Genomic DNA, 26,752 nt, shown 5'->3' on the forward strand with positions numbered 1-26,752 from the left:
CCGGATCACCGGCTCCTGACCCCGTGAGCGTCCTCGTTCACGTCGCGACCGCACTGACGGACGCCGCGTCGCCGGTGCTACGCGGGCAGGCCGAGGCAGCCGGCGCCCGACTGGCCTTCCTGCAAGCCGGCGAGCCGACGCTGACCCATGTGCTCGACCTGCTGCACGCCGAGGGCGCCCGGGAGGTTCGCCTGGAACCGGTGAGCACCGACGACCTGACTTTCGCCCGTTCGTGGGTGGGACGCGTGGCCGGCCACTGGCACCGTCAGCAGATCGACCCGCCGGTCATCCGGTTCGGCGAGCGCGCGATCACCGGGCACGAGGCGCCACTCACCTCACCGGCCTGGGACACCCTGCCGCCGTACCGCCATCATCTACTGCTGTGCCGCGGCCCGCGCTGCAGTGCCCGCGGCGCGGACGAGACCTATCGCGCGATCGTGGGCGCGCTCGTCGAGCAGCAGCTCACCGACGCCGACGTCCTCATGGCCCAGACCGGCTGCCTGTTCCCGTGCAACCACGGACCAGTCGCCGTCGTGCACCCCGACGGCACCTGGTACGGGCCGGTGCGACCCGGCGACGCGGCACGCCTCGTCGGCGAGCACCTACGCGCCGGCCGTCCGGTCGGCGACCTGCGCCTCGGCTCCCGTGTCACCGAAGGAGAAACATGACACGTATCGCCCTGCTGTCCACCTCGGACACCGACCTGCTCTCGGCGCGGGCCAGCAACGCGGACTGGTCCTGGGCCAACCCTGCCCGGCTCACCGGCGAGCGCCGCGACACCCTGACCACCGAGGCCGAAGTGGTCGTTCTGCGGGTGCTCGGCTCGCCCGAGGACGTACGCGACCTCGCCGCGCTGATCCGCGGCACCGGCCGTCCCCTGGTCGTGCTCGGTGGGGAACGGACGCCGAACGCCGCGTTGATGGGGCTGTCGACCGTCCCGATCGGCGTCTGCGCCGAGGCGCACCGCTACCTCGCCGAGGGCGGCGCGGAGAACCTGCGCCAACTGCACGCCTTCCTGTCCGACACCGTGCTGCTGACCGGCGAAGGCTTCGAACCGCCGGCCGTGCTGCCCGAGTGGGGAGTCAGCCGGCAGCCGGCCCCGGACGCCCGGCCCCGCGTCGGAGTCCTGTACTACCGGGCCCACGAGGTGAGCGGCAACAACGCGTTCGCCCACGAACTCGCCGATGCCATCGACACCACCGGCGTGGCCGCCGGCGTACCGATCTACGTCTCGTCACTGCGGGCGGCGCCCGAGGAGTTGTACGCCGAACTCGCCACCCTGGACGCGATCGTCGTCACGGTCCTGGCCGCCGGCGGCGCCCGGCCCGCCACCGCGAGCGCCGGCGGCGACGACGAGTCCTGGGACGTCGAACGGCTGCGCGCCCTCGACATCCCCGTGCTGCAGGCTCTGGCGCTCACGTCCGGCAGAGCCGAGTGGGAGGCGTCCGACGAAGGCGTCACCCCGCTCGACTCCGCGACCCAGATCGCCATCCCCGAGTTCGACGGCCGCCTCATCACCGTCCCGTTCTCATTCAAGGAGGTCGACGCCGACGGCCTGCCCCGCTACGTGACCGACCCTGAGCGATGCACCCGCGTCGCGGGCATCGCCGTCAACCACGCCCGACTGCGGTATGTCCCGCCCGCCGAGCGCAAGGTGGCCCTCGTCCTGTCGGCCTACCCGACCAAGCACAGCCGCATCGGCAACGCCGTCGGCCTCGATACGCCCGTGTCGGCGATCCGATTGCTGCGCGCGATGCGAGATGCCGGCTACGACCTCGGCGCACCCGGCGCAATTCCCGGGCTCGACCCGCTGCTCCCGGTCGAGGGAGAGGATGCCGACACGACGGCCGGCAACGCGCTCATCCACGCTTTGATCGCCGCCGGTGGGCAGGACGAGGAGTGGCTCACGCAGGCTCAGCTCAGCGAGTCGCACGTGCGTGTCAGCCGGGACGACTACCGGCGCTGGACTGCCGGATTGCCCGCCGCGCTGCGCGACGCCATGGCCGAGACCTGGGGCGAGGCTCCCGGCTCGCTTTTCGTCGACGACGACGGCGACATCGTGCTGGCCACCCTGCGCGCCGGTAACGTCGTCATCCTCATCCAGCCCCCGCGTGGCTTCGGCGAGAACCCGGTCGCGATCTACCACGACCCGGCCATGCCTCCGTCGCACCACTACCTGGCCGCGTACCGCTGGCTCGAACACGGCTTCGGCGCCGACGCGGTGGTGCACCTCGGCAAACACGGCTCGATGGAGTGGCTGCCGGGGAAGAACGCCGCGCTCTCAGCCGCCTGCGCCACGGACGCGGCAATCGGCAGCATGCCGTTGATCTATCCGTTCCTGGTCAACGATCCTGGCGAGGGTGCCCAAGCCAAGCGCCGCGCGCACGCCACCATCGTCGACCACCTGGTGCCGCCGATGGCACGCGCCGAAAGCTACGGCGACATCGCCAAGCTGGAGCAACTGCTCGACGAGCACGCCAACATCGCCGCGATGGACCCGGCAAAGCTGCCCGCGGTCCGCCAGCAGATCTGGACGCTGATGCAGTCCGCACAAATGCATCGCGACCTCGGCCTGGACGAACGGCCCGGCGACGAGGAGTTCGACGACTTCCTGCTGCACGTCGACGGCTGGCTGTGCGAGATCAAGGACGTACAGATCCGCGACGGATTGCACGTGCTCGGCCAGGCGCCGACCGGACAGGCACGCGTCAACCTGGTGCTCGCCGTGCTCCGCGCGACACAGGTCTGGGGCGGACAGAACCGGGCACTGCCCGGCCTGCGCGCCGCGCTGGGTCTTGCCGAGGACGCCCCGGCGGCCGACGTCGACGCCGTGGAAGCGCAGGCCCGTGCCCTGATCGAGGCGATGGAGAAGGCCAGCTGGCAGGCTGACGCGATCGACGCGCTGCACGACGACCCGGTGGTACGCGACGTCCTGCGCTTCGCCGCCGAGCAGGTCGTGCCGCGACTGGCCGCCACCACCGACGAACTGACCAACGTCCTGCACGCGCTCGACGGCGGTTTCGTCCCGGCCGGGCCCTCCGGCTCCCCGCTGCGCGGACTGGTCAACGTCCTGCCGACCGGCCGTAACTTCTACACCGTCGACCCGCGGGCCGTTCCGTCCCGTCTGGCCTGGGAAACGGGACAGGCGATGGCCGAGTCCCTCGTCGCCCGGCATTTCGCCGAAACCGGCGAGCATCCCCGATCGGTCGGCCTCTCCGTGTGGGGCACCTCCGCGATGCGCACCTCCGGCGATGACATCGCCGAGGTGCTGGCGCTGCTGGGCGTACGCCCCATCTGGGACACGGCCTCACGCCGGGTCAACGGCCTGGAGGTGATCGGCCTCGACGAACTCGGCCGGCCCCGCATCGACGTTACCGTGCGCATCTCGGGATTCTTCCGCGACGCCTTCCCGCACGTCATCGAACTCCTCGACGACGCCGTGCAGCTCGTCGCCGGGCTCGACGAACCCGATGAGCGCAACTACGTGCGGGCACACACCCGCCACGACCTCGCCGAGCACGGCGACCAGCGGCGGGCCACCACGCGGATCTTCGGTTCGAAGCCCGGATCGTACGGCGCCGGCATCCTCCAGGTCGTCGAGTCCGGCACCTGGCGCGACGACGCCGACCTGGCCGCCGTCTACACCGCCTGGGGCGGCTTCGCCTACGGCCGCGGCCTCGACGGCATCGCGGCAACCGACGACATGCGAACCAACTACCGGCGCATCGCCGTCGCCGCGAAGAACATCGACTCCCGCGAGCACGACATCGCCGACTCCGACGACTACTTCCAATACCACGGCGGCATGATCGCCACGGTCCGCGCGCTGACCGGCGCCGAACCCAGGGCGTACGTCGGTGACTCCACCACGCCCGACGCCGTACGCACCCGCAGCCTGCAGGAAGAGACCAACCGCGTCTTCCGCTCGCGGGTGGTCAACCCGCGCTGGATCGCGGCGATGCAGCGCCACGGCTACAAGGGAGCGTTCGAGCTCGCCGCCACCGTGGACTACCTCTACGGCTTCGACGCCACCGCCGGTGTCGTCCACGACTGGATGTACGAGTCACTGGCCCGCGAATACGTCCTCGACGAGACGAACCAGCAGTTCATGCGCCGCGCGAACCCCTGGGCACTGCGCGGCATCGTGGAACGGCTGAACGAGGCCGCCGACCGTGGACTGTGGGCCGAACCGGACGCCGAGGTCATGGCGGAGATGGCCCGCGTGTACCTCGAGGTCGAGGGAGACCTGGAGGATCAGGCGTGACACGGCGCCTCACCCTGGTCGGCCTCGGCCCGGGCGACCCCGAACTGGTCACGGCCCAGGCCGTCCGGGCACTCAACGAGGCCGACTACTTCCTCGTCGCCGACAAGACCGGACAGCACCCGGGCACGGCCGACCTCATCGCGATGCGCGAGGCGATCTGCGCCCGGCACGTCACCGGCGCCTGGCGGCTCGTGCACGTACCCGACCCGGAACGCGACCGTGCCGGCCCGGCCGACTACACCGGCGCGGTACGCGACTGGCACGAGGCACGGGCCGAGGCGTTCGAGCAGGCATTGCTGGACAACCCGGGAGACGCCGCAGTGCTCGTCTGGGGCGATCCGGCCCTGTACGACTCGGCGATCCGTGTGGCCGACCGCATCGCCGAACGCGCACGGGTCGACATCACCGTGGACGTCGTACCCGGCCTCAGCAGCATCCAACTGCTGGCGGCACACCACCGGCTCGTCCTCAACACAATCGGCGGCCCGATCACCATCACGACCGGCCGCCGCCTGCTCCACGACGCGGCGACACACGACAACCTCGTCGTCCTGCTCGACGGGGCATTGACCTGTCGCCAGCTCCCCGAACTGTCGGCCTGGCGGATCTGGTGGGGCGCGAACCTCGGCTCGTCCGACGAGCAACTGGTGGCCGGCAACCTTGACGAGGTCGCCGACCGAATCTGGTCCCGGCGGACGGCGGCGAAACAGAGCCGCGGCTGGGTCATGGACACGTATTTGTTGCGCCGGGCCGGCAGCCTCGAGCGGCGATCCTGAGAATCACATCCTTTGACCCACCGATGATCACCCAGCCGTGAACGCACTCCTGCGATCGTTGGCCGCAACCCGTTACTGTGCGTGCCGCTCTAACGCCTTGCGCCGAGCCTTCCTTCACTACAATCGCCGTTGTAGCGGCCGTGCTCCACGCGGAGTAAGTAGATCGCGTAGTGATCCGTTGATGATCGGATGTCGGCGACCGTTTCAGTACGGGCGCGTCTAATTGGTTGCGCCAGCCAACGTCGGGCAGGGCTCAACCCCGATCCTGGTGTTCGACGCCTGGGAGCACGCCTACTACCTGCAGTACCGCAACGTCCGCCCGGACTACGTGGACCGGCTGTGGAACCTGGTCAACTGGACCGACGTCATCTCCCGCTTCGACGCCGCCCGCGCCGCCACCCCGAAGATCTGATCGGGATGACCGGGTACACCCCCGAGGCGGCCGAGATCGTCCAACGCGCCGCCGGGGTCATCGCGGCCAAGCATCGCGGTGACCTCGCGGGCGCGGAGGAACTGATGTCGGCGTTCGGCTCCGAGCAGTCCCGCACCCTCGGCTTCTACCTCCTGGCCGATCTCGCTCTGGGCCTGGTCAAGGCGCAGAGCCGCCAGTCGATGGACGACCTGGTCCGGGAGCTGTCCTTACTCTTGGCCAACACCGTCCAGTCCCAACCGGCATGACGGTCCGCTGGGTTCCGCCCGGAGGCGGAACCCAGCGGGCAACCGCAGCGTCACCGCCGAGCTCGGGCAGGCCCGATGCGGCGGATGAACCGCCCCGGATCTTGTAGAGCCGTCTCCACATAACCCGGGGCGGCTCAGGCCCAGCGAACCTGGCTCAGAGAGTGTTGGGATACCTCGACGTAATCTTCGTTAAGTGTGTGTCAGCGAAGATCGCGTCTGTGTGGCTGTGCCTGTAAACCGGGCCTACGAGTTGTCGCGGCAGAACATGCCCCGCCCGCGGCGGCAACAGGTGACAGTATTCCAGGATGATTGATGTTCGACGCCGTGCGCCCAATCAGACTTGAGGATTAGCCGTCGTCGGTTCCACTGCTGCCATCAGAACGCGCCGCGATGCGGATAACCCTGTCTAGTGCCCGGTCGCCGGTGAGGAGAACGGCACACACGACGGCGATCGTCCCTGGGATGAAGACGAGCAGGTCATCGACGTCGAGCAGCGCGGCCAGCTCGTACGCGGCGTCGGCCCACTCCGGGACGTTCCGGTCCGCAATGCCTCTCGTCTGAGGGTCCTGCACGCGAACGCCCTGAGCGGGCTGAAACCTTGACGGCCCGCTCGATCGAACGGTAGAGGATCGCCGGCGCACCCTCTGGCCCACAGGACCCGCCAGCAAGGCCACCTGGCCTAGTACTCCAGCCGCACCTGGTGAAGTTGGAGTCTTCGCTGGTAGTGGGCTGTTCTGGCGCGGTACTGGTGTCGTCGTCGCCATCGTGACCATCGATGGATGTAGTCGAACGGTCGGGTGCTGGTCTGGCTCGTCGATTCGCTCGCATGGTGCTCGACTCGGCCCGTCGCCGGGCCGTCCGTCAGGCGGGGCAGCCGGACGAGGGTCCAGTCCAGGGCGCTGGCCCGCCATACGGCGAGCTCGGCGGGCTTGTCCGCGACGAGTGGGCCGCCGAGCTTGTTGATCAACCAGCTGATGACCTTGTCGCGGCGGGACTTGCGGTCACCCGGCACGTCGACACCGGCGCCACTGATGCCGACGAAGCGGTTCACGCCGGCGTCCCGCATGACGTCAACCAGTGCTCTCGCGGCGTCGGTGTGCAGATCGGCCTCCTTGTCGGTCGGCCCGAGCGCGGAGATGACCACGTCGCAGCCGTCGACGAGCCGCCGGAGTGCCTCGACGTCGCGCACGTCCCCGCGAATCACCCGCGCGTCGGCGTCGTCGGCGGCGCGGCCGAGCCTGCCAGGATCCCGAACCAGAACTGTGACCCGGTGGCCGCGATCGGTGAGGACGTCCAGCACCAGCCGGTTGGTGCGTCCGGTGCCGCCGATGAGGGCGATGTTCATGACGGGCTCCTGGTTGTCCAGTGGTGGCGCTCACGGTGCGCGAACGGCGGGCGGATGCGCCGACGCCGCGGCAGCCGCGACGTCGGCCGCCCGAAGGTGCCGCACCACCACCGATCCCACAGTGCCGGTAGCACCGGTCACGAGAATCCGATCCATCGCGCACCTCCTCGGTCCAACGTGTGTATCGCACACACATGTCCTCTCGTCCGGCTGAAGACCCGGATCTCGTAGCGGTCGACGAGGCGCTGCTCCGGCTGCGCCGTTTCTTCCGGACACCGGCGGCCCTCGAGCACGACAATCGATCCGTCGACCTGTCCACTCTGCTGGTGGTCACGGCGATCGCAGCGGAGCCGGCCGGAGAGGCATCCGTCGGTCAGATCGCCACCGCGTTGGAGGTTGCACCTTCGACTGCCAGTCGCCTGGTCGGTCGCGCCGAGACCTGCGGCGTGGTGGTGCGGTTGGCGGGTCGGGTCGACGCTCGGCAGAGTCTGGTGCGCCTCACCCCCGACGGCGTCGCCCTGCACGAGCGGGCCCGGACGTTCCGGCACGCCCGTCTGCGTGCGGCGACGGCAGGCTTCACGACCGAGGAGAAGCACCAGTTCGCCCGTCTGCTGACCAGATTCGCCGCCGGAGCGGGCAGTTGAGGCGCGAAGCGGTCAATCTGTGAACTCGTGAGGCGCCGCCGGTGGGGGAAATCCGCTTTGATGCTTATGGCAGGTTTTGTACATCAGCTGATCGGTTGATTCTTGCTGCCGTGTCGTCTATGGTTCGTTCACCATCTGTGCTTGGGGCGCCAGTTCGCACGAAGGCGGGGAAGGGCAGCATGACCACGATGACCATGGCATCGACCGCGACCGAGGTGCAGCGCGCGCCGCAGACCGGTGAGGAGAGCCGCGCCAGTGAGCTGATCGCGGCGCTCGCCACGCTGCCCGCCGACCACCCGCAGCGGGCCGGCCTGCGTAACCAGGTCATCGAGGCGTGGCTGCCGCTGGCGAACCACCTGGCCGCCCGCTACAGCGGGCGCGGCGAGCCGGCCGGCGACCTGGCCCAGACCGCCGCGCTCGGCCTGATCAAGGCGGTCGACCGGTTCGACGCCTCGCGCGGCGTCGACTTCGCCGGCTTCGCCATCCCGACGATCCTCGGCGAGATCAAGCGGCACTTCCGCGACCGCACCTGGAACATCCGGGTTCCGCGCCGCCTCCAGGAGCTGCGGCTGCGCATCTCCGAGGCCAACAGCACGCTGACCCAGACGCTCAACCGGGCCCCGACCGTCGCCGACATCGCCGCCCACCTCGACGTCACCGAGGAAGAGGTGCTGGAGGGCCTGGAGGGCGCCCGCGCGTACAACGCGGTCTCGCTGTCCACCCCGATCGGCGACGGCGACAGCGCCACCGAGCTGGGCGACACGCTCGGCACCGAGGACAACGAGTACGAGCTGGCCGACCTGCGCGCCTCGCTGGGCCCGGCGCTCGCCACGCTCGACGAGCGTGAGCAGAAGATCCTCACGCTGCGCTTCTACGGCAACCTGACCCAGAGCGAGATCGCCGCCCGGGTCGGTGTCTCCCAGATGCACGTGTCCCGGCTGCTCGCCCGCGCCCTGACCAAGCTGCGCGGCCAGCTCACCGAGGTCTGAGCAGAGCAGTGTGGGCTGCGCCCGCGCCCTTCACCGATCAGGGCCGATCGGCGCGGCGTCCGCCCCGGCGGGCCAGGTCAGGTAGAGCAGGGCCGTGTCATCGCTGTGCCGGCCGTCGTCGCTGCGTCTGATCTTGTCGAGCAGGGCGGTGAGAAAGTCGCCCGGTTCCGTGACGGTGCTCAGCGTGGCGGCGAGTTCTATGAAGCGTTCCTCGCCGAGGCGGGTTCCGTCCTCGCTGAACCCCTCGTAGACGCCGTCGGTGTACAGCAGCAGACCTGCGCCCGCCGGGAGCGTGACGACCGACTCCTGCCAGCGACCTCGCCCGGGGAACATGCCCAGCCCGAGATGGTGGCGGATCGGCGCGGGGTCGGCCGAGCCGGGCGTGATCACCAGTGGCGCGGGGTGACCGGCGCTCACGATGATCACCTGCGAGCGGTCTGGGACGACGCGGATGGTGCAGGCGGTCGCGAACATCGACTCACGTGGCCGCTCGGCGACGAGCACCTGCTCCAGCAGCCGCATCCGGGCGGCCTTCTCCACCCCGGCCAGGGTGAGGGTGCGCCACCCGACGCGTAGGCCGACGCCGATGGCTGCCTCATCCGGACCGTTGCCGCAGACGTCACCGATGACGGCGTGGAGCGTGTGATCCTCGTCCTGCACCAGGTCGAAGAAGTCACCGCCGAGCAGTGACCGTCCCCGTCCCGGCACGTATCTGCTGACGACCGCCAGCGCGGGGTCGGTGACCAGTGGCGTAGGGAGCAGGCCCCGTTGCAGCCGCGTGTTCTCGCTGGCCTGCATCCGGCTGTCGCGTAGCTGCCGCTCCGTCACCACGGCCCGTCGGCGCTGAATGGCGTACTGGATCGTGCGGCCCAGGAGCGCGCCGTCGATGTGACCCTTGACCAGGTAGTCCTGTGCTCCGGCGGCGACAGCCGCCGTTCTGGTGGCCGCGTCGTCCAGGCCGGTGAGCACCACCACTGCCGCGTCCGGCCATCGGTGCAGCACCCGGCCGAGCGCCTCCAGCCCCTGGCAGTCGGGCAGGTGCAGGTCGAGCAGCACGCAGTCCGGCGTCGTCGGCGCGGCCGCGGCCTCTTTCAGGCTGCTCGCCTGGGTGAACCGGTTGCTGATTCCGCTGTCGCTCAGCAGCTCCCGGGTGAGCAACGCATCACCGGGGTCATCCTCGATGAGAAGGACCGCCGGCTCCGCGGTTGTCGGCGACGACGCCGGATTCGCCAGCCCCGACGGCATGCCGGTGGGCGGCACCGTCGGCAGGTCGGCGTCACTGATCACGACAGATCCTCTCTCCGGCCGCGACCGTCACGCGGACGGTGACGCCGACACGATGCACCATCCACCTGTTGTGTAAACCTGTCGATTATCACCTGCCCGCACGAGCCGGGTAGGACAGCGTCGCCTCGCCCGCCCGTGGGGCGCCTCTCCAGGCCACGGGCCCGCCGGGACGAGTCATCGGTGCGGCCGGTGGCGGTGCGGTGCCGGCCAGGTGAGGCAGGCCGGGCCTCGCGGTGAGGGGCGGTCAGGCGGACCGGTCGAGGGAGATCTCCGCCCAGACCACTTTGCCGGGCTCGCCGTGCGGGGTGGTTCTCGTGCCCCAGTTGCGCGCCATCGCGTCGACGATCAGCAGGCCACGACCGCCGATGCGGTGCGGGTCCGGCTCGAAGCGACGCAGTGGTCGATCGGAGTCGTCGAAAACCTCGATCCGGATCGCGTCCGACTGCGGGTCAACTCGACCCTGCCCCCGGCACCGGTGTGCCTGATGACGTTGTGCACGAGTTCCGTGATGACGGTGAGCGCGTCGTCGGTGACGTGCGTGGCCTGCCAGCCGACGAGGACCTCCCGGACGGCCCGGCGGACCGGCGCGCTGTCCGCACCACCGCCGAAGGGCATCCGCACTGAGTCCATGCCGATCACCTACCCGCTCGACCGAACCCGTACCGTAGTCGATCACCCTCGCTGAGGTGAACCATCTTATGGGGTGTCGTAACTGGTGCCGGCGCGACGCGGCAGGACGCCGGGGCGTAACGCAGGACGTGGAGATGCGCCGCTGTCGGCCTACGACTGCGCGGCCCGGATGTGGTGACGGCCCATCGGTAGCATCAGCGGCTTGCCGGAGACCGGATCGGGATGACCTGGCTGTCCAGGCCGAAGACGGCGCGGACGCAGTCCTCGGTCAGCACATCGGTCGGCGCACCTGCTGCGTGCAGGCCGCCGTCGGCGAGGGCGATGAGGTGATCTGCGTAGCGGGCCGCCATGTTCAGATCGTGCAGGACCATCACGATCGTGGTGCCGCGAGTGAGGTTCAGGTCGGTGAGCAGGTCCAACACCTCGACCTGGTGGCTGACGTCGAGAAAGGTGGTCGGCTCGTCGAGTAGCAGCAGCTCGGTCTGCTGGGCCAGCGCCATGGCGATCCACACCCGTTGACGCTGCCCCCCGGAGAGCTCGTCGATCGACCGGTCGGCCAGGTCGGCGATGTGGGTGGCGTCGAGGGCGGCGGCCACCGCCCGGTCGTCGTCCCTGCTCCATCGTGACAGCAGGCGTTGGTGCGGGTTGCGGCCCCGGCCGACCAGGTCGGCCACGGCGATGCCCTCGGGCGCGATCGGTGACTGGGGGAGCAGGCCGAGCGTTCGGGCCAGCTCCTTGGCCGGCATCCTGTGTACTTCGCGGCCGTCCAGCATGACGTGGCCGGTTCGCGGGGCGAGTAGCCGCGACATCGACCGCAGCAGCGTCGATTCCCCGCACGCGTTGGCACCGACGATCGCGGTGATCCGGCCGGGCGGGACGAGCAGATCGAGTGATTCGATGACGACGCGGCCGCCCTAGCCGACGGTCAGTTTCTCGACCGCCAGTGAATGGTCGGTGGTCACAGCGAGCCTCCCGCGCGGTTCGTGCGGACGAGCAGATAGATGAGGTACGGGGCGCCGAGAACGCCGGTGATCACACCCACCGGCGCGAGACGCCGAAGCGTTCGGCGACCTCCGTCACGGACAGGCCAGCTTCAACTTCCAGCACTGCGCGATAGCGCTGCCCGGTCACACTCAACTCCACCAGCACTCGGCGGAGTGTCACCCATCAAGTGAAGCCACCGTGCAACGCATCAACCGGAGTCGGACAGACGTGCCGACGTGCCGACGTGCCGACGACGTGCCGACGATGTCCCGACAACGATGTCCCGACGATGTCCCGACGAGGCTGTTCAAAGTTTCTGTACGTCTTCAAGGCGGCCCGCAACGGGCCGCACGCGCCGCCGCCTGGGCGCGCGCCGGCCGCTGCCGCTGTCGCTCTGCGGCCGTCACGCCTGACGCCCGGCGGCTGGCGCGGACAGCGGGGAGCCCCGGAGCCGCCACAGACGGGATAGCGGGGAGAGTGGTGGGGGTTCTCGCCGGCAGCCGGCCGCGCCGCGCCTGAGCAGCGCGGCGAAGGGAGGGCGCGTCGGGTCCGCGCGGCAAGCTCCAAGCTTGGGGGCGGTGTCCGCGCGAAGGCATGTCGGTCGTCCAGGAGCCGGCTTCGCAGCCGTGCAGGGTCAGGTCAACTGCTCACCTGGGAGGGGGAGGGGTGGCCGCTGGTGGTCAGCTCCGACCCCGGAAGCCGGGTCCGTGCCGGGCAAGGTTGGGTCAACTGCGCCACTGTGGCGATGTCCGCCGGGGGCGCGGTCCGTGACACGAGAGCCGACTCAGTCTGTTCCGACAGCGTCCGTACGCGCGTCAAGGCCCGCTTGACGTGGCGGGCCGGGCGGCGGCTCGCTCCCCAGGAGGGGCGGGTCGATGGCAGACAGGGATGGCTCATTCATCCTTCTCGGCCTCTCGTTCGACATGCGCAAATTTACACCCTTCCTGCTGGCTTGCCTGCCGCGTTTTGGTGGTTTCTGAACGGGTAGGCCGTGGCGGCTCGCCAGCGAGGTCAGGAGGAGCACATGGCGATTAATACGACGCGTGACCTGTTCATATATGAGCTAGGCATACTAGGTGAAATGGAGATATCCGGGCGGCGGGTACTCGACTTCTTGGCCCATCGAGTTAGTGACGATCTCGGGCAGATCGTACGGCGCAAGCAACAGGAATGTGTGCAGTGGAATCACAACATCAACTCCTGCGCCAAGGCATTCGGCACCTCCCCGCTTTCAACCCGGTCCGACACTGTTGAAGGCATGTATGGGCGATTTGAAAGCTTCGTACGCACAAACCCCTCAGTCGACCTCGTTGATCAATTCGCAGTCGATACTCTGATTCGGTTCCTATACCTCACCATTGCGGCACACAAGACCCTTTTTGATTGGGCGATTATTATGGGTGAGGCCCAGTGTGTGCAGTATCTACACGCCAACCTCGTCCAGAAGCAGGAGAGTGCGGCTGAAATTGAACGGTACGGCCACGAATTGGGCGTACGACTCCTAACCCCCGTCGCTCGGCCCGCGTGAGCTTACGTCGGGCACCACAGGGGCTACCAGCCTCCGGAGACAGGGAGGCTGGAAGGTCTGCAGCCGTCCGATGAGGAGGTCATCCTCTCGCTCTTGCCTGTGATCATCCTGTCCACATGCCGGCTAGGCGGGGACGCCGGCCAGCCAGTTTTAGGCCAGCCGAGGGCCGTGCTCAGGAATGAGTCCTCAGATACCCGCAATCGTCCGACGCGCGGCGGCATTTCGGCATTGAATGGCTCGCATGGAAGGTGCTGGTGCGGCCAGGGGTTTGGGGGTGAGGCTCCTCCGGGGGGAGTGGAGCAAGCAGGAAGCGAGTTTTGTCGAACTCTTTTTCGATCTTGTGCTGGTCTTTGCTCTCAACCGGGTGGTGGCTACCAGCACGTCGCAGCTGGCGTCTTCCCCCTCTAGTGCAGGGCGGTGGGCGAGCCTACTGCAGGCACTGCTGCTGATCCTGCCGCTGATGTGGGTCTGGTCAATGACGGCTTACAGCACGGCGCGCTTCGAGCCCCGCCGCCTGGCGGTGCAGGTCATGGTGCTGGTGACAGCCTTCGGTGTGTTGCTCCTGGGCGTCGTCACGCCGAAGGCGTTCGGCGGCAGTGCGTGGATGTTCGCCGGCGTCTACGTCGCGCTCCAGGCCGGCCGGGCGCTGGTGGTTGCTGTGGCGTTGCGGTCACATTGGTTACAGCGCCTCTATTGGGGAATCCTGGTTTGGTTCTGCGTGTCCGCCGTGGCGTGGCTGCTCGGTGCCGTCGCCCACGATACGGCCAGGATGCTGCTTTGGTCGCTCGCGATCGTCATCGAGTACGGATCGGCGCGGCTGGGCTGGTGGGTGCCGTGGCAAAAGCCAGAGCGCATCTTGGCTTGGGAGGCCGCTGCCGGGCATCTCGCTGATCGGTATCAACAGTTGGTGCTGATTGCGCTCGGGGAGACGATCCTCGCGGTCGGGATCGCCTACACCGAGGCGTCCGGGAGCCTGCGCTTTCCGCAGACGTTTGGGCTGGTGATCGCGTTCATCACCGCTGTGCTGCTGTGGCGTATCTACTTCTACAGGGCGGGCGAGGTGTTCGGATCGGCGGTCAAGTCGGCGGCCAATCCCGCCAGGCTGGGCCGAGTAGCCGGCAGCGCTCATCTGCTCATGATCCTCGGGGTTGCCGCCGCCGCCATCGGCAATGAACTGGTGCAGAAGCACCCCACCGGCCACACGTTCAAGTCTTGGCTTGCGTTGATGCTCGGCGGCCCGGCTCTGTTCGTGGCGGGCCGCACGCTGCTGGAGTGGGTGGTCTTCTCCCGCGTGTCCCGGCCCCGGCTGCTCGGCATTGCTGCCCTGCTGCTGCTCGCCGTGCCGCTGGCCTTCGCCCCGCCGCTGGTGGTGGTCACCGTAGTGGCCGTGGTGCTGCTCGCGATCGCCGTCGCCGACGCACGCCGGGCAGCCGGGAAGCCTGCTGAGGCACCCACGCCGCCGGGCTGACCATGGGCGGCAGACTGAGGATCGCCATACTTCGTAAACAAGGCTTGAACCGCCCCGGGTTTGATAGCTGCCCGACCTCTTGTGGAGGATCGAGCCATGTCACGCCCTTCCCCTTATCCGCGTGAGTTGCGTGAGCGAGCGGTGCGGATGGTCGCTGAGGTGCGGCCGAACTACGAGTCGGAGCACGCGGCGATCGACGCCGTCGCCCACAAGCTGGGCATCGGAACCGCCGAAACGCTGCGCAAGTGGGTCCGCCAGGCCGAGATCGACGCCGGCCAGCGGTCCGGAGTGAGCACGGACGAGTCGGCCGAGTTGAAGCGGCTGCGCCGGGAGAATGCCGAACTGCGCCGGGCAAACGAGATCCTCAAGGCGGCGTCGGCTTTCTTCGCGGCCGAGCTCGACCGGCCACAGCCACGCTCGTGAGGTTCATCGACGAGCACAAGCAGGTGTTCGGCGTCGAGCCGATCTGCCGTGTCCTGCGCGAGCACGGCTGGCAGATCGCGGCCAGCACCTACCGGGCTGCCTGCCGGCGCATGCCCTCGACCCGGACGCGCCGCGATGCCTGGCTCGCCGGCGAGATTCGACGGGTGCACGCGGCGAACTACGGCGTCTACGGGGCTCGGAAGGTGTGGCTGACCCTCAACCGAGAAGGCATCTCGGTGGCCCGGTGCACCGTCGAGCGGCTCATGCGCCAGCTCGGCTTGCGCGGAGTGGTGCGGGGCAAGACCCGACGCACCACGATCGGCGGCGAACACGCCATGCGGCCGGCGGACCTGGTGCAACGCCGGTTCACCACCGAAGCGCCCGAACCGGCTGTGGGTCGCCGACTTCACCTACGTGCCCACCTGGTCTGGGATGGTCTACGTCGCGTTCGTCATCGACGCCTACTCCCGCCGCATCGTCGGCTGGCGGGCCGCGACCAGCATGAAGACCAGCCTCGTGCTGGACGCCCTGGAGATGGCGATCTGGGCCCGCGGCCGCCAGGGCGCCACGGATCTGGCCGGGCTAGTGCATCACAACGACGCTGGTAGCCAGTACACGTCGATCGCGTTCACCGAACGCCTCGCCGCCGCCGGCGTCGATCCCTCGGTGGGCTCGGTCGGCGATGCCTACGATAACGCTCTGGCCGAGTCGACGATCGGCCTGTTCAAGACCGAACTGATCAAACCGCGGGGGCCGTGGCGGACCTGCGACCACGTCGAGATCGCCACCTTGGAATACGTCGACTGGTACAACCACCGCCGCCCGCACAGCGGCGCGGCGGACCTACCACCAGCCGCCTTCGAAGCCCTCTACGATCCCACCGAACACCGGCTGGACCAGCCGAAGTCCCAACCCATCTAGCCGCTATCAAACCCGGGGCGGTTCATACAACGATCATCGGCGAAGCTCACGCCGACACACCGAGCCACAGCGGACAAACCTGGCCTTTCAAGATCTGTAGCGAGACAGTCCTGCTTCTAACGCTCGTGGGTCATGACTGACCAAGGTTGGTGACCAGGTTAACGGCGACGGCCAGGATGCCGGTTCCGAAGGTGTACGAGAGCAGTGCGTGCCCGAGCGCGATCCGGCGCATGTGGTTACTCGTCGTTCGTTCTCGCCCGGGGCATAGGACATGCCGACCGTGAAGGCGATGTACGCGAAGTCGGCGTACGCCGGTGGATCTTCCCGCTTGAAGTCGATGCCACCGCCGTCGTCGCGGTAGCACAGCCGGGCGTACTTCAACGCGAAGACCGTGTTCACCAGCGCCCACGCCAGGACCACCGCGATGACGCTGAGGATCACCAGCGTGACTGCCACTGCGTCATGCTGGTTCGAGGCGCGCACGAGCGCCTCGGCCACGGCGGCGAGACTGGCAACGGACGCGATCAGGATCGCCGAGTCGGTGGAACGGGAGTGCTGCTCCGCCTCGGCAAGCTGCTCGGTACGCTTCGGGCTCGCCGACCAGCAGGCCCGCCACACCCAAACGAGGATCGTGCCCGCCGCGATCGTCCAGACCACCAGCGGCGTCAGCTCCGACGCCCCGACGAGCGCGGTGGCCGTGCCGGCGACGACACCGGCGGCCAACGACCACAGCGCACGCCTGACGGACAGCAGGCGTCCCGGCGCACGTCCCGATCGCTGCTCCACCCGTTCAGCGTTCCGGATCAACCGGGCCGGCCAGCGGAAACCCGGAGCCATCACCGGATCGGGCCGCATCGAGGGTGGGGCGGGGTGGCCGGTGTGCTGCGGGGAGGGTTCCTCATCCGCGACCGCAAGTACACCGCCGCCTTTCGATCACGCCTTCGCCGCCCGAACTCGGCGGAGATGTCTGGGGCGCAAGACGGCGGAGAGCGTGGTGCTGTCGGAACACTGAGCGCAAGTCGGTCCCCCGCCGATGGCCAAACTCGGACGCCTGCCGGACGCCTGGGTCAAGTCCACCGGTAACAACGCAGCGCTCGTGAGGGCAGACCGCAGGGTCCGCGGGTACCGGGGTCCCGCGCCTCCCGGCCTGCCGGTCAAGGCGCCGATCCGATGGTGGGCAGGCCGCAGGCGCCGACGGGGCCCAGCGCCTGGGACGCTCCGGTGCGACCTCCGCGACAACCACCCTCAGTGGCTGCCCTGCACCCGCAGCGAGTACAAACCCTGGCCTCCCCAGAAACCCATAAGGCCAACTCTGTGGGCGAAAGGTGCGTAGCGTTCAGGTGGGCCTGTGCCGAGGACCCACCCCACCGGCAGAAAGGGTATGAGATGTCGCTCGACGCGTTCCGCATCCCTGGCGGCTCCTTGGACGACTTGATCAGTCGGTTCTTCGGGGGAGATCCGTTCGCGGGACGTCCGGTGGAGCGGGTCGACCTGTCCCGGCTGCTCTCCACCGAGTCGCGGCAACTGCTGCAACGGGCAGCCGAGCAGGCTACGGAGTGGGGCAGCCCGTACCTCAATGTCGAGCACCTGCTGTGGGCCGCAGCCCAGGCCGACCCCACCCGCCGGATGCTCGGCGCGAGCGGCGCCGACCCCGACGACCTGGCCCGCCAGATAGAGTCGGCCGTCCCCAAGGGCAGGCCACGCGAGGACACGCCTCCGCTCGCGCCGGCGGCGAAGCGCGCCCTGCTCGACGCGCACCGCGAGTCGCGACGGTCCGGCGCGACGTACATCGGCCCCGAACACCTCCTGCTCGGCATCGCCGCGAACCCGGAGACGACCGCGGGCCGGGCGTTGCGGGCGCTCGGTGGGGCCGTCACCGGGCCCACGCCGCCGGCGGGCGGTGCCGACGGGCGCGGGGCCAGCAGCACCCCCACCCTTGACCAGTACGGGCGGGACCTCACCGAGGACGCCCGGGCCGGTCGGCTCGATCCGGTCGTCGGCCGTGATGACGAGATCGACGACACGATCGAAGTGCTCTCCCGGCGTACGAAGAACAATCCGGTGCTCACCGGCGAGCCGGGCGTCGGCAAGACGGCGATCGTCGAGGGCATCGCGCAGCGCATCGTCAACGACGAGGTGCCCGAAACCCTGGCCAACCGGCGTGTGGTCGCACTCGACCTGTCCGGGATGGTGGCGGGCACCAAGTACCGCGGTGAGTTCGAAGAGCGCCTGAAGAACGTGATCCAGGAGGTGACGTCGGGCGAGGACGGGCTGATCCTCTTCATCGACGAACTGCACACCGTTGTCGGCGCGGGCGGCGGTGGCGAGGGGGCGATGGATGCCGGCAACATGCTCAAGCCCGCCCTGGCCCGCGGCGAACTGCACGTGGTCGGTGCGACGACACTGAACGAGTACCGTCGCTACATCGAGAAGGATCCTGCGCTGGAGCGCCGGTTCCAGCCGATCCTGGTGTCGGAGCCGAGCGTGGAGGACACCGTCGCGATCCTCAAGGGCATACGTGACCGGTACGAGGCGCACCATCAGGTGCGCTACACGGACGAAGCGCTGGACGCCGCCGCTGAACTGTCCCACCGCTACATCACCGACCGGTTTCTGCCGGACAAGGCCATCGACCTGCTCGACCAGGCGGGGGCCCGGGTCCGGCTTCGTTCCCGCACACCCGCTCCGGACAAGAAGGAGATCGAGAAGCGGCTGTCCCAGCTGCGCCGGGAGAAGGACAGCGCGGTGGCGAACGAGGATTATCAACGCGCGGGTGCGCTGAAAGCCGAGATCGGTGCGGCCGAGCGGGACCTGGCGGCGGCGCAGGAGGGCACGCCTCCGGTGCCCGAGGTGCATATGAGCGACATCGCCGAGGTGGTCAGCCGCCGTACCGGTGTTCCCGTCACCCAGCTCACGGAGGTGGAGAAGCAGAGGCTGAGGCGCATCGAGGAGCAACTGCACGAGCGCGTGGTCGGCCAGCACGAGGCCGTACGGGCTGTGGCGGCCGCCGTACGCCGATCGCGTTCCGGGCTGAGTGACCCCCAGCGACCCGACGGGTCGTTCCTCTTCCTCGGACCCACCGGCGTCGGCAAGACCGAACTGGCCAGAGCCCTCGCCGCGGCGCTCTTCGGCGACGAGTCCAGCATGATCCGCTTCGACATGAGCGAGTTCCAGGAGCAGCACACGGTCAGCCGGCTGGTCGGAGCGCCCCCGGGCTACGTCGGGTACGAGGAGGCCGGTCAGCTCACCGAGGCGGTCCGGCGCCGGCCATACTCGGTGCTGCTCTTCGACGAGGTGGAGAAGGCGCATGCGGATGTGTTCAACGCACTGCTGCAGGTGCTCGACGACGGTCGCCTCACCGACGCGCAGGGCCGCACGGTCGATTTCAGCAACACCATCCTGATCATGACGAGCAACATCGGCGCGGACCGCATTCTGGCCGCGCAGGCGGCAGGGCGTCCGGTCAACGACCAGCGCGAGGAACTGATGGGGCTGCTGGGGCAGCGGTTCCGGCCGGAATTCCTCAACCGGATCGACGAGATCATCGTCTTCACCGGCCTGGACCGGGACCAGCTCCTTGAGATCACCGGCCTGCTGCTGGACCGCACCCGCCGTCGGTTGCACGCACAGAACATCAACCTCGAGATCAGCCCGGACGCCACGCAGTGGCTGGCCAACCGGGGCTACCAGCCCGAGTACGGGGCGCGGCCACTGCGGCGCAGCATCCAGCGCGAGTTGGAAGACCGGCTGTCGACCCTGCTGCTCGATGACGGGGCGAATCCGGGCGACACCATCGAGGTCAACGTCGTCGGCGGCGAGCTCGACCTCTCGGTCCGGCCCGCCGCCGTACCGGCTGGCACGTGACACCCGACGAGCAGCTCGGCGAGCCGTCGCGGTGTGTCCCGGGGGCTCCACCCCGGCGAGTTGTTGCAGCAGATCATCCAAACCGCGGCCGTGCTGGGAGGGCTTGACGACGACGCCGGCGCAGGCCGGTCAGCCTGCGGAACAACCGCCCGGCCAACCCCCTGTGCCTGAAGGACGTCGCCATCGGCCCCCAATGCGTAGAAGGCGCTGCGCCGCACGGGCGGCATCCGCTGCACCCCACTGAACGATGGCACCGTGAGCGCCGGAACGGTCGACGTGACGGCCAGTCGCTGACAACCGGCCGCCATCACCGGCTGGCCATCTGGAGGCGGCCGGTGATCGTCCTCAGGCAGCGCCGACGTCGGTGGTGAAGGTCGCGAAGGCGAGCAGGCCGGAGTAGGCGGCCAGGCCGATGGTGAACCAGGTGAAGCTGGAGTGCCTTTCGGGGGCCAGTTCGTCGACGAAAATGTTGAGCAGGATCCCGCCACCCAGGAAGGCGGTGAGCACGTTCATCAGCACGCCGGTGGGCTGGACGGCGACCGCGGTCACCCAGCCGCCGGCGGCGCCGGCGACCAGGACGAGGCGCCACCCGGTGGTGAGGCTGACCGGGAAGTGCTCGGCCAGGACGCCGTCGGTGGCCAGCACGTGCAGCCCCATGGCGACGGCGAACAGCACCGCCGGCCCGAGCCCCGCGTCCAGCTTAGTCGCCAGGGTGTACGTGATCAGGCCGCTGTACAGGGCGAAGAAGCCGAGCTGGAACCCGAAGACCAGCCGGGTGGCCTCTTGCCGGCGCTGCTGCGAGCGGTGGGTGACACGTTCCAGGGCGTAGAACGTGAAGAAGCCGACCAGCGCGACGAGGAACAGCACGAATCCGCGGGCCGGGGTGGGCCTGATCTCCTCCTCCAGGACGTGGGCCACCGCCTGGTTGCCCTCCGCGAGGCGCGGCAGCAGGTAGAGGAACACGTACGCGGCGGCGATGCCGCCACCGAGGGACGTCGCCGCGTGGGTGGGCACCGGCAGTCTCCGGCGGATGGCCGGCGCGAGAAGGTGCAGGGCTCCCAGCGCCACCGCCGCCGCCAGCGCCGCCCACAGGCTGCCCGCCCGGGTGAGCGTCACCGGGGCGGTGGGTTGCCGGCGGCCGGCTTGGAGCGCTGGAAGATGCCGAACAGCCAGAGCAGGGAGGGCGCCAGCAGCAGCGCTCCGACCGCGAGGACGGCGAGCACCGTGGCGAGCACGGTGGGATCACCGGCCGCCTCGGTGACGGTCAGGTCGGGCGGCAGCAGGTCTGGGTACTGGGCGGCGCCCCAGGCCCAGAGGACGGCCGCGACCGCGAGGGCCGCGGTCACCCGCACCGCCCGGTAGCGGCCGGTGGCGATCAGCACCAGCGACCCGAGCCCCGCGGCGAACGAGAGCAGCACCAGGGCGAGCGCCCGGCCCCGAAGATCGGCGAAAAGGTCCGGCGCGTCGGCGGCGACGACGGCCAGCCCGGCCGCCGCGCCGACGCCCACCACTATGCCGGTGACCAGGGCGCGGCGGCGGAACTGGGCCACCAGGTCGGCGGCACCGGCGCGGCGCGCGTCGTGGATGAGGTAGACCGCGGCGAGGTACGCGCACACGCCGATCGCGAGCAGTCCCCCGTAGATGGAGGTGGGATTGAGCCAGCTGCGCCAGATGTCACCCTCGGCGATGCCGGGCGGGACGCGACCGGAGGCGACTGCGCCGACGATCGAGCCGAGGAAGAAAGGGGTGGCCACCGAGGAGAGCGCGAAGGTGGCGCCGTAGAGGCGTTGCTCGGTGAGGGTGTGACTGGCCTTGCGGAAGGCGAAGGCCGCGCCACGACCGATGATGCCCAGCGCGGCCAGGGTCAGCGGGATGTAAAGGGTGGAGGCGAACGCGGCGAACGCGGGCGGAAAGGTGGTCCAGAACAGGGTGATCACCAGGATCAGCCAGACGTGGTTGGCCTCCCACACCGGGCCGATCGAGTGCGCGATCAGTTCCCGGCGGGCTGCGCCGCGGCGCGCCCCGCCGGCGAGGAGGTCCCAGATCCCGGCGCCGAAGTCCGCGCCGGCGAGCAGGGTGTAGAGCGTCAGACCGGCCAGCAGCACCCCGAGCAGGACGTCGACGACGGTCATCGGCCGCTGTCCACCGGTTCGGGTACGCCCTCCTGCGGAGCGACCGGCTCGTCGCGGTGGCAGGCCATCCGCCACAGAACCGCGACGGTGGCGACGGTGAGCACCGCGTAGACGGCGGTGACCAGGGCCAGGCCGGTGGCCAGGCCCGGCGCCGGATTTACCGCCTCGGCGGTGCGCAGCACGCCGTACACGATCCAGGGTTGCCGCCCGACCTCGGTGACGACCCAGCCGGCCTCGACCGCGACGGCGGCGGCGACCCCGGACAGGGCGGCGGCCCGCAGGAACCACGGCGAGCGCGGCGGACCCCGACGCCGCCACCACGCAAGCGCCCACCAGGCGGAAAGCGCTACCAGCCCGAAGCCGATGGCCACCATCAGCTGGAACGCCCACTTGACCACCGTCACCGGTGGCTCCTGATCGTCGGGCACCTGGTCCAGGCCCATGACCACGGCGTCCGGATCCCACCTGGCCAGCAGCGACAGGGCGTTGGGCACCTCGACTGCGTACCGCAGTTCCCCGTCGACGTAGACGCCGCCGAGCGAGAGCGGCGCGCCGGCCTCGGTGCGGGCCAGCCCCTCCATCGCGGCGAGCTTGGTGGGCTGGTACTCCGCGACGAAGTGCGCCGCCCAGTCGCCGACCACGACCTGCACCGGGGAGAGCACCGCAGCTACGGTGAACGGGATGGCGAAGCCGAGCCGGTGGTAGCGGTCCCGGCGGCCGCGCAGCAGGGCCACCGCGTAGACGCTGGCGATGCCGAAGCCGGTCACCATGAACGCTGCGACGATCATGTGCAGGGTCTGCGGCGGCGTCGCCGGGTTGAACATCGCCTGCCACGGCCTGACGTCGGTGACCTCGCCGGAGACCAGGTCGAAGCCGCGGGGCTGGTTCATCCAGGCGTTTGCCGACACCACGAAGAACGCGGACGCCACGCCCGCGACACAGACCGGCAGTCCGGAGAGCAGGTGCACCCGGGGTGGCACCCGGTCCCAGGCGTACAGGTAGATCCCGACGAAGATGGCCTCGACGAAGAACGCGATGCCCTCCATCGCGAACGGCAGGCCGATCACGTCGCCGAAGCGGCCCATCAGGCCGGGCCAGAGCAGCCCCATCTCGAACGACAGGATGGTCCCCGACACCGCGCCGACCGCGAACAGCACGCCCATCGCCTTGGCCCAGCGGTGCGCCAGCCGGGTGAAGGTCGGGTCCCCGGTGCGCAGACCGCGCCACTCGGCGAAGACGGTGACCGCCGGCATGCCGACGCCGAACGAGGCGATCACGATGTGCCAGCCCAGGGACAGGGCCATCTGCACCCGCGCCGCCATGAGGTCTCCCGGGGCGGCGTCCTGGGCGAGCAGGTCAACCAGCATCGGGTTCCCCACCTTCGTTGCGTGTCAGCCCTATGGTGGTTTAACGGCCCGGCTGCTGGTCGGCAACGCGAATGCCGCATCCCGGGCGCGGAATCAGGGCTTGTACTCGCTGCGGGTGCGGGGCAGCCACTGCGGGTGCTTCTCCCGCAGGTAGCGAACCATCGCCTCGCGCAGGTCGCAGCGGAGGTCCCAGGCGCTCGGCCCGTCGGCGGCGGACGCCTGGATCTGGATGACGACGGTCTGCGGGTTGGCATCGACCATCTGAAGCACCCACTGATGCCGGTCCCACAGCGGCGACGCCTCGATCAGGCGCTGCGCCTCGACGCGCAGGTCGTCCAGGTTGGCGGTGTGGTCGACGTGGATCTGGACCTTGCCGACCACCCGGGTCTCGTGTCGCGTCCAGTTCTGGAACGGGCGCTCGGTGAAGTAGGTCGTGGGCAGGATGAGCCGGCGGTCGTCCCAGAGCCGGATCACCACGTTAGTCAGTTTCACCTCCTCGACGCGACCCCACTCGCCGTCGATGACGAGCACGTCACCGATGTAGAGGCCGTCCGCGAAGGCGACCTGGATGCCGGCGAAGGCATTGCCTAGCGCGGTCCGGGCGGACAGGCCGATCACGGCGCCGATCACACCGGCCGAGGTGAGCACCGAGATGCCGAACAGGCGTATCGGCTCGAAGGTGGTCATGATCAGACCGATCGCGACGATCGTGACCGCCGTCGAGGTCAACCGTCGCACCGGCCGGATCTGGGTGCGGGTGCGGCGGATCCGACGGCCGGCCATCACCCCGGCCGGCAGCCGGCTGAACGCCACGAACTCGGCGACGTGCAGCGCCCTGACCACCAGCAAGGCGACGCTGCCGATCAGCAGCAACAGGATGGCGTGCCGGCCCTCGCGCAGCCACCGGCCCGGCCCTCCCGGCAGCGCGGCGTAGAGGCCAGCGAGTAGCAGAACGGCGGTCGTCGGGCGGCGGCAGGCCTGGCGCAGCGGCGCCAGCAGCCATTTGTAGCGACCATGGGCGATCCGGTTGACGAGTACGCCGCTGAGCACGTCCACCAGCACGGCCGCCGCCACCGCGGCCAGCATGATCACCGCTCGGCCCATCAGCTGCCGTTCACCGCGATACCGATGGTCATTACTTCCGCTCCCGTCCGGGTCGTCCCCACGGCAGCGTGTCACGAGACGGCCGATCGCCGGGCGTACATCGCGACCGGCCGAAGTCCCCCGGCGGCCGCGGCACGCGGCGCCGCCGCCCGGGGCTCGGGTGGCGAGGAGGTCGCCCGTGATCATCCGCGCTAGCCGAATCCGCCGTGGGAGGCAAAAACCAGGCCGCGGTGCACACCTGGTACCCGGCCAAGTTCGGCGGAGGTCCGGTGGCGCCGTTGCGGACCGTCGCCGATGCCATTGCCACCTGGCCCGAGTACGCCACCGCCGTGGCCGTACGCCTCGACGCGCATGACCAGATCACGGTATGCGCGCCCCACGGCCCCGACGATCTGCTCGATGGGGTGTGGCGGCGCAACCCGGCCAGGGCCAGCGCGGAGATCTCCCGGCGGCGACTCGCCCGCCACCGCCCCACCGAACGCTGGCCTGGTGTCCGCGTCGTGATGTGACCCGGCGCTCGAAGCCCGCTGCCCGAGTCGACCTGCTAATCGCAGGGTGCCCCGTTGCGACATGTGAGTGCGTCTAAGGATGTCTCGTAACTCGGTGATGGCGTTGCCGCGCAACGGTTCCTGGATCAGCCGGCCAGGATGATGTTGTGGAGGTGGGCGATGCCGGATGCGGTGTCGGCCAATGTGTGGGCGGCGCGGCGGTAGTCGCGCAGGATCTTGAAGCATTTCATGCGGGCCAGGGCGTGTTCGACCTGCGCTCGGACCGAGCGATCCTGCTTGTTCAGGTCCGCCTTCCACTCGGGCAGATCACTGCCGTCAGCGGGCTTGCGGTACGGGATGATTACCTCAGGATTGCCGCGGTAGGCGCCGTCTGCCATGACCGGTCGGCCGGCCAGCTTTTAGTGAGTGTTTGAGATTTGGGGTGCGGCGGCGTGTCGGGTTGAGGTGAGGGAAGGCCCTCGGTAGGTCCGGTGGTGTCGAGCCAACCGTTTCCATACCGAGGGCCTTCTGATGACGTTGTACCCGATCACTGTCACGCCGTCCGCGTCGCCCCGCCGTTATCCGTCGCAGCGGGTGCGGCGGGAACGGGAACGGGCGGTGCGGCGGCGGTATCCCAGTGATCTGACCGATGCGCAGTGGGCGTTGATCGCGCCGTTGGTCACGCCGGTGTCGGTCGGTCGGCGGGGGCGGCCGCCGTCGCATCCGATGCGGGCAATCGTCACGGCGATCTTGTATGTGGCCTGCACCGGTTGTCCGTGGCGGGCCCTGCCGCGGGAGTTCCCGCCCCCGGGGACGGTGTACTGGTGGTTCGCTCGATGGCGCGATGACCACACGTTGATGCGTCTGCACGACCGGTTGCGGGAGCAGTGCCGTACCGCCGCCGGACGGCACGCGCATCCCAGCGCCGGAGCGATCGATTCTCAGTCGGTGCGCGCCGCGGACACCGTGCCCCGACACAGCCGCGGTTTCGACGTCGCGAAGAAGGTCAACGGCCGTAAACGCCACATCGTCGTGGACACCATGGGCCTGCTCCTGGCCGTCATGATCACCGGCGCGCACGTCAACGACCGCACCATCGCCCGTGACCTGCTCTGGCGCACCCGGCTGTTCCACCCCCGCCTACGCCTGCTCTGGGCAGACGGCGGCTACATCGGCACCCTGAGCACCTGGGCCCGCCACGCCCTCGACCTCACCGTGCACCTGGTCCACAAACTCCCCGGACAACACACCTTCGTCGTGCTGCCCCGACGCTGGGTCGTCGAACGCACCTTCGCCTGGATCAGCAAGAAACGCCGCTGCGTCCGCGACTACGAACACCTACCCACAAGCCACGCCGCCTTCGTCACCTGGGCCATGATCCACGTCATGGTCACCCGCCTGGCCCGACACACGAAACCGGCCCAGGCAACCCACACCTGAGCCGGAATCTCAAACACTCACTTAGAACTCCTAACCCCGATGATTCGCCGGTGACGGCCGCTTGTTCGACCAGGCCCGCAGCTATCGACCAATGTTGATGGAGTGCGTGGTCTGGGCGGGGGCGGCGGCGAGGTGCGTCTGTGGCAGCACCACGACGTGCTGACCTGCCAGGTCAGCGACAACGGGCCCGGGCTGGGCGAGATTGCCGTCGCGCTGCCGTCGCCTGTTGGTTTCCGAGCGTCGGCAAGGTGTGACGCATCAGCTGACCGGCCACAGCCCTGGCCCGGTATGCGGTGACCAGGCGATCATGGCCGGAAAGCAGGCCCGGATGGCGCGCCCAGCTACCCAACGGCTGTCGAGACGGCACAGCGCAGCAGAGGAGTGGTATGTCTGACGAGCTCGGCGTGACAGGCACTCCCG

At 69.3% G+C, this 26,752-nt stretch carries 20 protein-coding genes and 5 pseudogenes; 13 read left to right on the plus strand and 12 right to left on the minus strand.

Annotated elements, in window-relative coordinates; all coding sequences use genetic code 11:
* Positions 1-23 precede the first annotated feature (23 nt).
* The 5 genes and pseudogenes from J3R08_RS08965 (at position 24) to J3R08_RS08985 (ending at position 5,718) form a co-directional block, all read left to right on the plus strand.
* A complete protein-coding gene (locus J3R08_RS08965) occupies positions 24-668 on the plus strand; it encodes a ferredoxin (protein ID WP_013476143.1) in 645 nt (214 codons plus the stop codon).
* Positions 665-4,264, plus strand: a complete 3,600-nt coding sequence (gene cobN / locus J3R08_RS08970) for a cobaltochelatase subunit CobN (protein ID WP_073827193.1) — start codon at positions 665-667, stop codon at positions 4,262-4,264. The genes J3R08_RS08965 and cobN overlap by 4 nt, the downstream gene beginning before the upstream one ends.
* On the plus strand, positions 4,261-5,040 hold the full coding sequence (gene cobF, locus J3R08_RS08975) for a precorrin-6A synthase (deacetylating) (protein WP_030275065.1): 780 nt from the start codon (positions 4,261-4,263) through the stop codon (positions 5,038-5,040). Before cobN ends, cobF begins: the two co-directional genes overlap by 4 nt.
* A gap of 250 nt (positions 5,041-5,290) precedes the next feature.
* Positions 5,291-5,452: pseudogene (locus tag J3R08_RS08980) on the plus strand (Fe-Mn family superoxide dismutase); the annotation flags it as partial.
* Positions 5,453-5,457: 5 nt separating this feature from the next.
* The gene (locus J3R08_RS08985; RefSeq protein WP_030275063.1) at positions 5,458-5,718 is read left to right on the plus strand and encodes a hypothetical protein; all 261 of its coding nucleotides are present in this window, start codon (positions 5,458-5,460) and stop codon (positions 5,716-5,718) included.
* A gap of 347 nt (positions 5,719-6,065) precedes the next feature.
* Here the strand turns inward: J3R08_RS08985 and J3R08_RS08990 are convergent, their stop codons facing one another.
* Together J3R08_RS08990 and J3R08_RS08995 are read right to left on the minus strand one after the other, a co-directional pair.
* Complete coding sequence (locus tag J3R08_RS08990) at positions 6,066-6,290, minus strand: hypothetical protein (protein ID WP_043325461.1); 225 nt, start codon at positions 6,288-6,290, stop codon at positions 6,066-6,068.
* Positions 6,291-6,397: 107 nt separating this feature from the next.
* Positions 6,398-7,063, minus strand: coding sequence for an NAD(P)-dependent oxidoreductase (locus J3R08_RS08995; RefSeq protein WP_052166232.1), 666 nt, complete (start codon positions 7,061-7,063; stop codon positions 6,398-6,400).
* Positions 7,064-7,257: 194 nt separating this feature from the next.
* Between J3R08_RS08995 and J3R08_RS09000 the strand changes: the two genes are divergently transcribed.
* Positions 7,258-7,707 (plus strand): MarR family winged helix-turn-helix transcriptional regulator, encoded by a 450-nt coding sequence (locus J3R08_RS09000; RefSeq protein WP_051611151.1) that lies wholly within the window; start codon positions 7,258-7,260, stop codon positions 7,705-7,707.
* 179 nt (positions 7,708-7,886) lie between these two features.
* Positions 7,887-8,696, plus strand: coding sequence for a SigB/SigF/SigG family RNA polymerase sigma factor (locus J3R08_RS09005; protein ID WP_069088806.1), 810 nt, complete (start codon positions 7,887-7,889; stop codon positions 8,694-8,696).
* Positions 8,697-8,726: 30 nt separating this feature from the next.
* Here the strand turns inward: J3R08_RS09005 and J3R08_RS09010 are convergent, their stop codons facing one another.
* The 4 genes and pseudogenes from J3R08_RS09010 to J3R08_RS09025 form a co-directional block, all read right to left on the minus strand.
* Positions 8,727-9,983, minus strand: coding sequence for a PP2C family protein-serine/threonine phosphatase (locus tag J3R08_RS09010; protein ID WP_051611149.1), 1,257 nt, complete (start codon positions 9,981-9,983; stop codon positions 8,727-8,729).
* A gap of 345 nt (positions 9,984-10,328) precedes the next feature.
* Positions 10,329-10,622, minus strand: coding sequence for a hypothetical protein (locus J3R08_RS09015; RefSeq protein WP_030275400.1), 294 nt, complete (start codon positions 10,620-10,622; stop codon positions 10,329-10,331).
* A gap of 141 nt (positions 10,623-10,763) precedes the next feature.
* Positions 10,764-11,512: pseudogene (locus tag J3R08_RS09020) on the minus strand (ABC transporter ATP-binding protein).
* Positions 11,513-11,648: 136 nt separating this feature from the next.
* Positions 11,649-11,759 (minus strand): annotated as a pseudogene (locus J3R08_RS09025) (helix-turn-helix domain-containing protein); the annotation flags it as partial.
* Positions 11,760-12,621: 862 nt separating this feature from the next.
* Between J3R08_RS09025 and J3R08_RS09030 the strand changes: the two are divergent.
* The 3 genes and pseudogenes from J3R08_RS09030 (at position 12,622) to J3R08_RS09040 (ending at position 15,937) form a co-directional block, all read left to right on the plus strand.
* Positions 12,622-13,125: a DUF892 family protein gene (locus tag J3R08_RS09030; RefSeq protein ID WP_116507033.1), complete on the plus strand. Its 504-nt coding sequence runs from the start codon at positions 12,622-12,624 to the stop codon at positions 13,123-13,125.
* 274 nt (positions 13,126-13,399) lie between these two features.
* Positions 13,400-14,593 (plus strand): low temperature requirement protein A, encoded by a 1,194-nt coding sequence (locus J3R08_RS09035; protein WP_158070659.1) that lies wholly within the window; start codon positions 13,400-13,402, stop codon positions 14,591-14,593.
* 96 nt (positions 14,594-14,689) lie between these two features.
* Positions 14,690-15,937, plus strand: a pseudogene (locus J3R08_RS09040) (IS3 family transposase).
* 87 nt (positions 15,938-16,024) lie between these two features.
* On the opposite strand, the gene J3R08_RS09045 reads toward J3R08_RS09040, so the two are convergent.
* A complete protein-coding gene (locus J3R08_RS09045) occupies positions 16,025-16,723 on the minus strand; it encodes a DUF1345 domain-containing protein (RefSeq protein ID WP_198937459.1) in 699 nt (232 codons plus the stop codon).
* 600 nt (positions 16,724-17,323) lie between these two features.
* Between J3R08_RS09045 and J3R08_RS09050 the strand changes: the two genes are divergently transcribed.
* Entirely contained in the window at positions 17,324-19,801 is a 2,478-nt protein-coding gene (locus J3R08_RS09050; protein ID WP_069088804.1) for an ATP-dependent Clp protease ATP-binding subunit, read from the plus strand.
* Between the two features lie 345 nt (positions 19,802-20,146).
* Here the strand turns inward: J3R08_RS09050 and J3R08_RS09055 are convergent, their stop codons facing one another.
* The 4 genes from J3R08_RS09055 to J3R08_RS09070 all read right to left on the minus strand — a co-directional run bounded on the left by J3R08_RS09055 (position 20,147) and on the right by J3R08_RS09070 (position 24,590).
* Positions 20,147-20,917: a hypothetical protein gene (locus J3R08_RS09055; RefSeq protein WP_043325455.1), complete on the minus strand. Its 771-nt coding sequence runs from the start codon at positions 20,915-20,917 to the stop codon at positions 20,147-20,149.
* On the minus strand, positions 20,914-21,933 hold the full coding sequence (locus tag J3R08_RS09060; RefSeq protein ID WP_030275000.1) for a cytochrome d ubiquinol oxidase subunit II: 1,020 nt from the start codon (positions 21,931-21,933) through the stop codon (positions 20,914-20,916). Before J3R08_RS09060 ends, J3R08_RS09055 begins: the two co-directional genes overlap by 4 nt.
* The gene (locus J3R08_RS09065; protein WP_124779049.1) at positions 21,930-23,300 is read right to left on the minus strand and encodes a cytochrome ubiquinol oxidase subunit I; all 1,371 of its coding nucleotides are present in this window, start codon (positions 23,298-23,300) and stop codon (positions 21,930-21,932) included. The genes J3R08_RS09060 and J3R08_RS09065 overlap by 4 nt, the downstream gene beginning before the upstream one ends.
* A 93-nt stretch (positions 23,301-23,393) precedes the next feature.
* Positions 23,394-24,590, minus strand: coding sequence for a mechanosensitive ion channel family protein (locus J3R08_RS09070; RefSeq protein WP_245254699.1), 1,197 nt, complete (start codon positions 24,588-24,590; stop codon positions 23,394-23,396).
* A gap of 20 nt (positions 24,591-24,610) precedes the next feature.
* Between J3R08_RS09070 and J3R08_RS09075 the strand changes: the two genes are divergently transcribed.
* On the plus strand, positions 24,611-24,913 hold the full coding sequence (locus tag J3R08_RS09075) for a nucleotidyltransferase family protein (protein WP_082931039.1): 303 nt from the start codon (positions 24,611-24,613) through the stop codon (positions 24,911-24,913).
* Between the two features lie 125 nt (positions 24,914-25,038).
* Here the strand turns inward: J3R08_RS09075 and J3R08_RS09080 are convergent.
* Positions 25,039-25,308 (minus strand): annotated as a pseudogene (locus J3R08_RS09080) (transposase family protein); the annotation flags it as partial.
* A 115-nt stretch (positions 25,309-25,423) separates the two neighbouring features.
* Here J3R08_RS09080 and J3R08_RS09085 point away from each other — a divergent pair.
* Positions 25,424-26,332, plus strand: coding sequence for an IS5 family transposase (locus J3R08_RS09085; protein ID WP_198033294.1), 909 nt, complete (start codon positions 25,424-25,426; stop codon positions 26,330-26,332).
* Positions 26,333-26,752 lie beyond the last annotated feature (420 nt).

Source organism: Micromonospora sp. HB375 (assembly GCF_017872985.1).
Taxonomy (GTDB): Bacteria; Actinomycetota; Actinomycetes; order Mycobacteriales; family Micromonosporaceae; genus Micromonospora; species Micromonospora chalcea.

Bases quoted from the DNA above. Each gene is read 5' to 3' on its own strand.
- cobN (WP_073827193.1), top strand. From the start codon at position 665: ATGACACGTATCGCCCTGCTGTCCACCTCGGACACCGACCTGCTCTCG.
- J3R08_RS08985 (WP_030275063.1), top strand. From the start codon at position 5,458: ATGACCGGGTACACCCCCGAGGCGGCCGAGATCGTCCAACGCGCCGCC.
- J3R08_RS08995 (WP_052166232.1), bottom strand. From the start codon at position 7,063: ATGAACATCGCCCTCATCGGCGGCACCGGACGCACCAACCGGCTGGTG.
- J3R08_RS09000 (WP_051611151.1), top strand. From the start codon at position 7,258: ATGTCCTCTCGTCCGGCTGAAGACCCGGATCTCGTAGCGGTCGACGAG.
- J3R08_RS09005 (WP_069088806.1), top strand. From the start codon at position 7,887: ATGACCACGATGACCATGGCATCGACCGCGACCGAGGTGCAGCGCGCG.
- J3R08_RS09030 (WP_116507033.1), top strand. From the start codon at position 12,622: ATGGCGATTAATACGACGCGTGACCTGTTCATATATGAGCTAGGCATA.
- J3R08_RS09050 (WP_069088804.1), top strand. From the start codon at position 17,324: ATGTCGCTCGACGCGTTCCGCATCCCTGGCGGCTCCTTGGACGACTTG.
- J3R08_RS09060 (WP_030275000.1), bottom strand. From the start codon at position 21,933: ATGACCGTCGTCGACGTCCTGCTCGGGGTGCTGCTGGCCGGTCTGACG.
- J3R08_RS09065 (WP_124779049.1), bottom strand. From the start codon at position 23,300: ATGCTGGTTGACCTGCTCGCCCAGGACGCCGCCCCGGGAGACCTCATG.
- J3R08_RS09070 (WP_245254699.1), bottom strand. From the start codon at position 24,590: ATGATCACGGGCGACCTCCTCGCCACCCGAGCCCCGGGCGGCGGCGCC.
- J3R08_RS09085 (WP_198033294.1), top strand. From the start codon at position 25,424: ATGACGTTGTACCCGATCACTGTCACGCCGTCCGCGTCGCCCCGCCGT.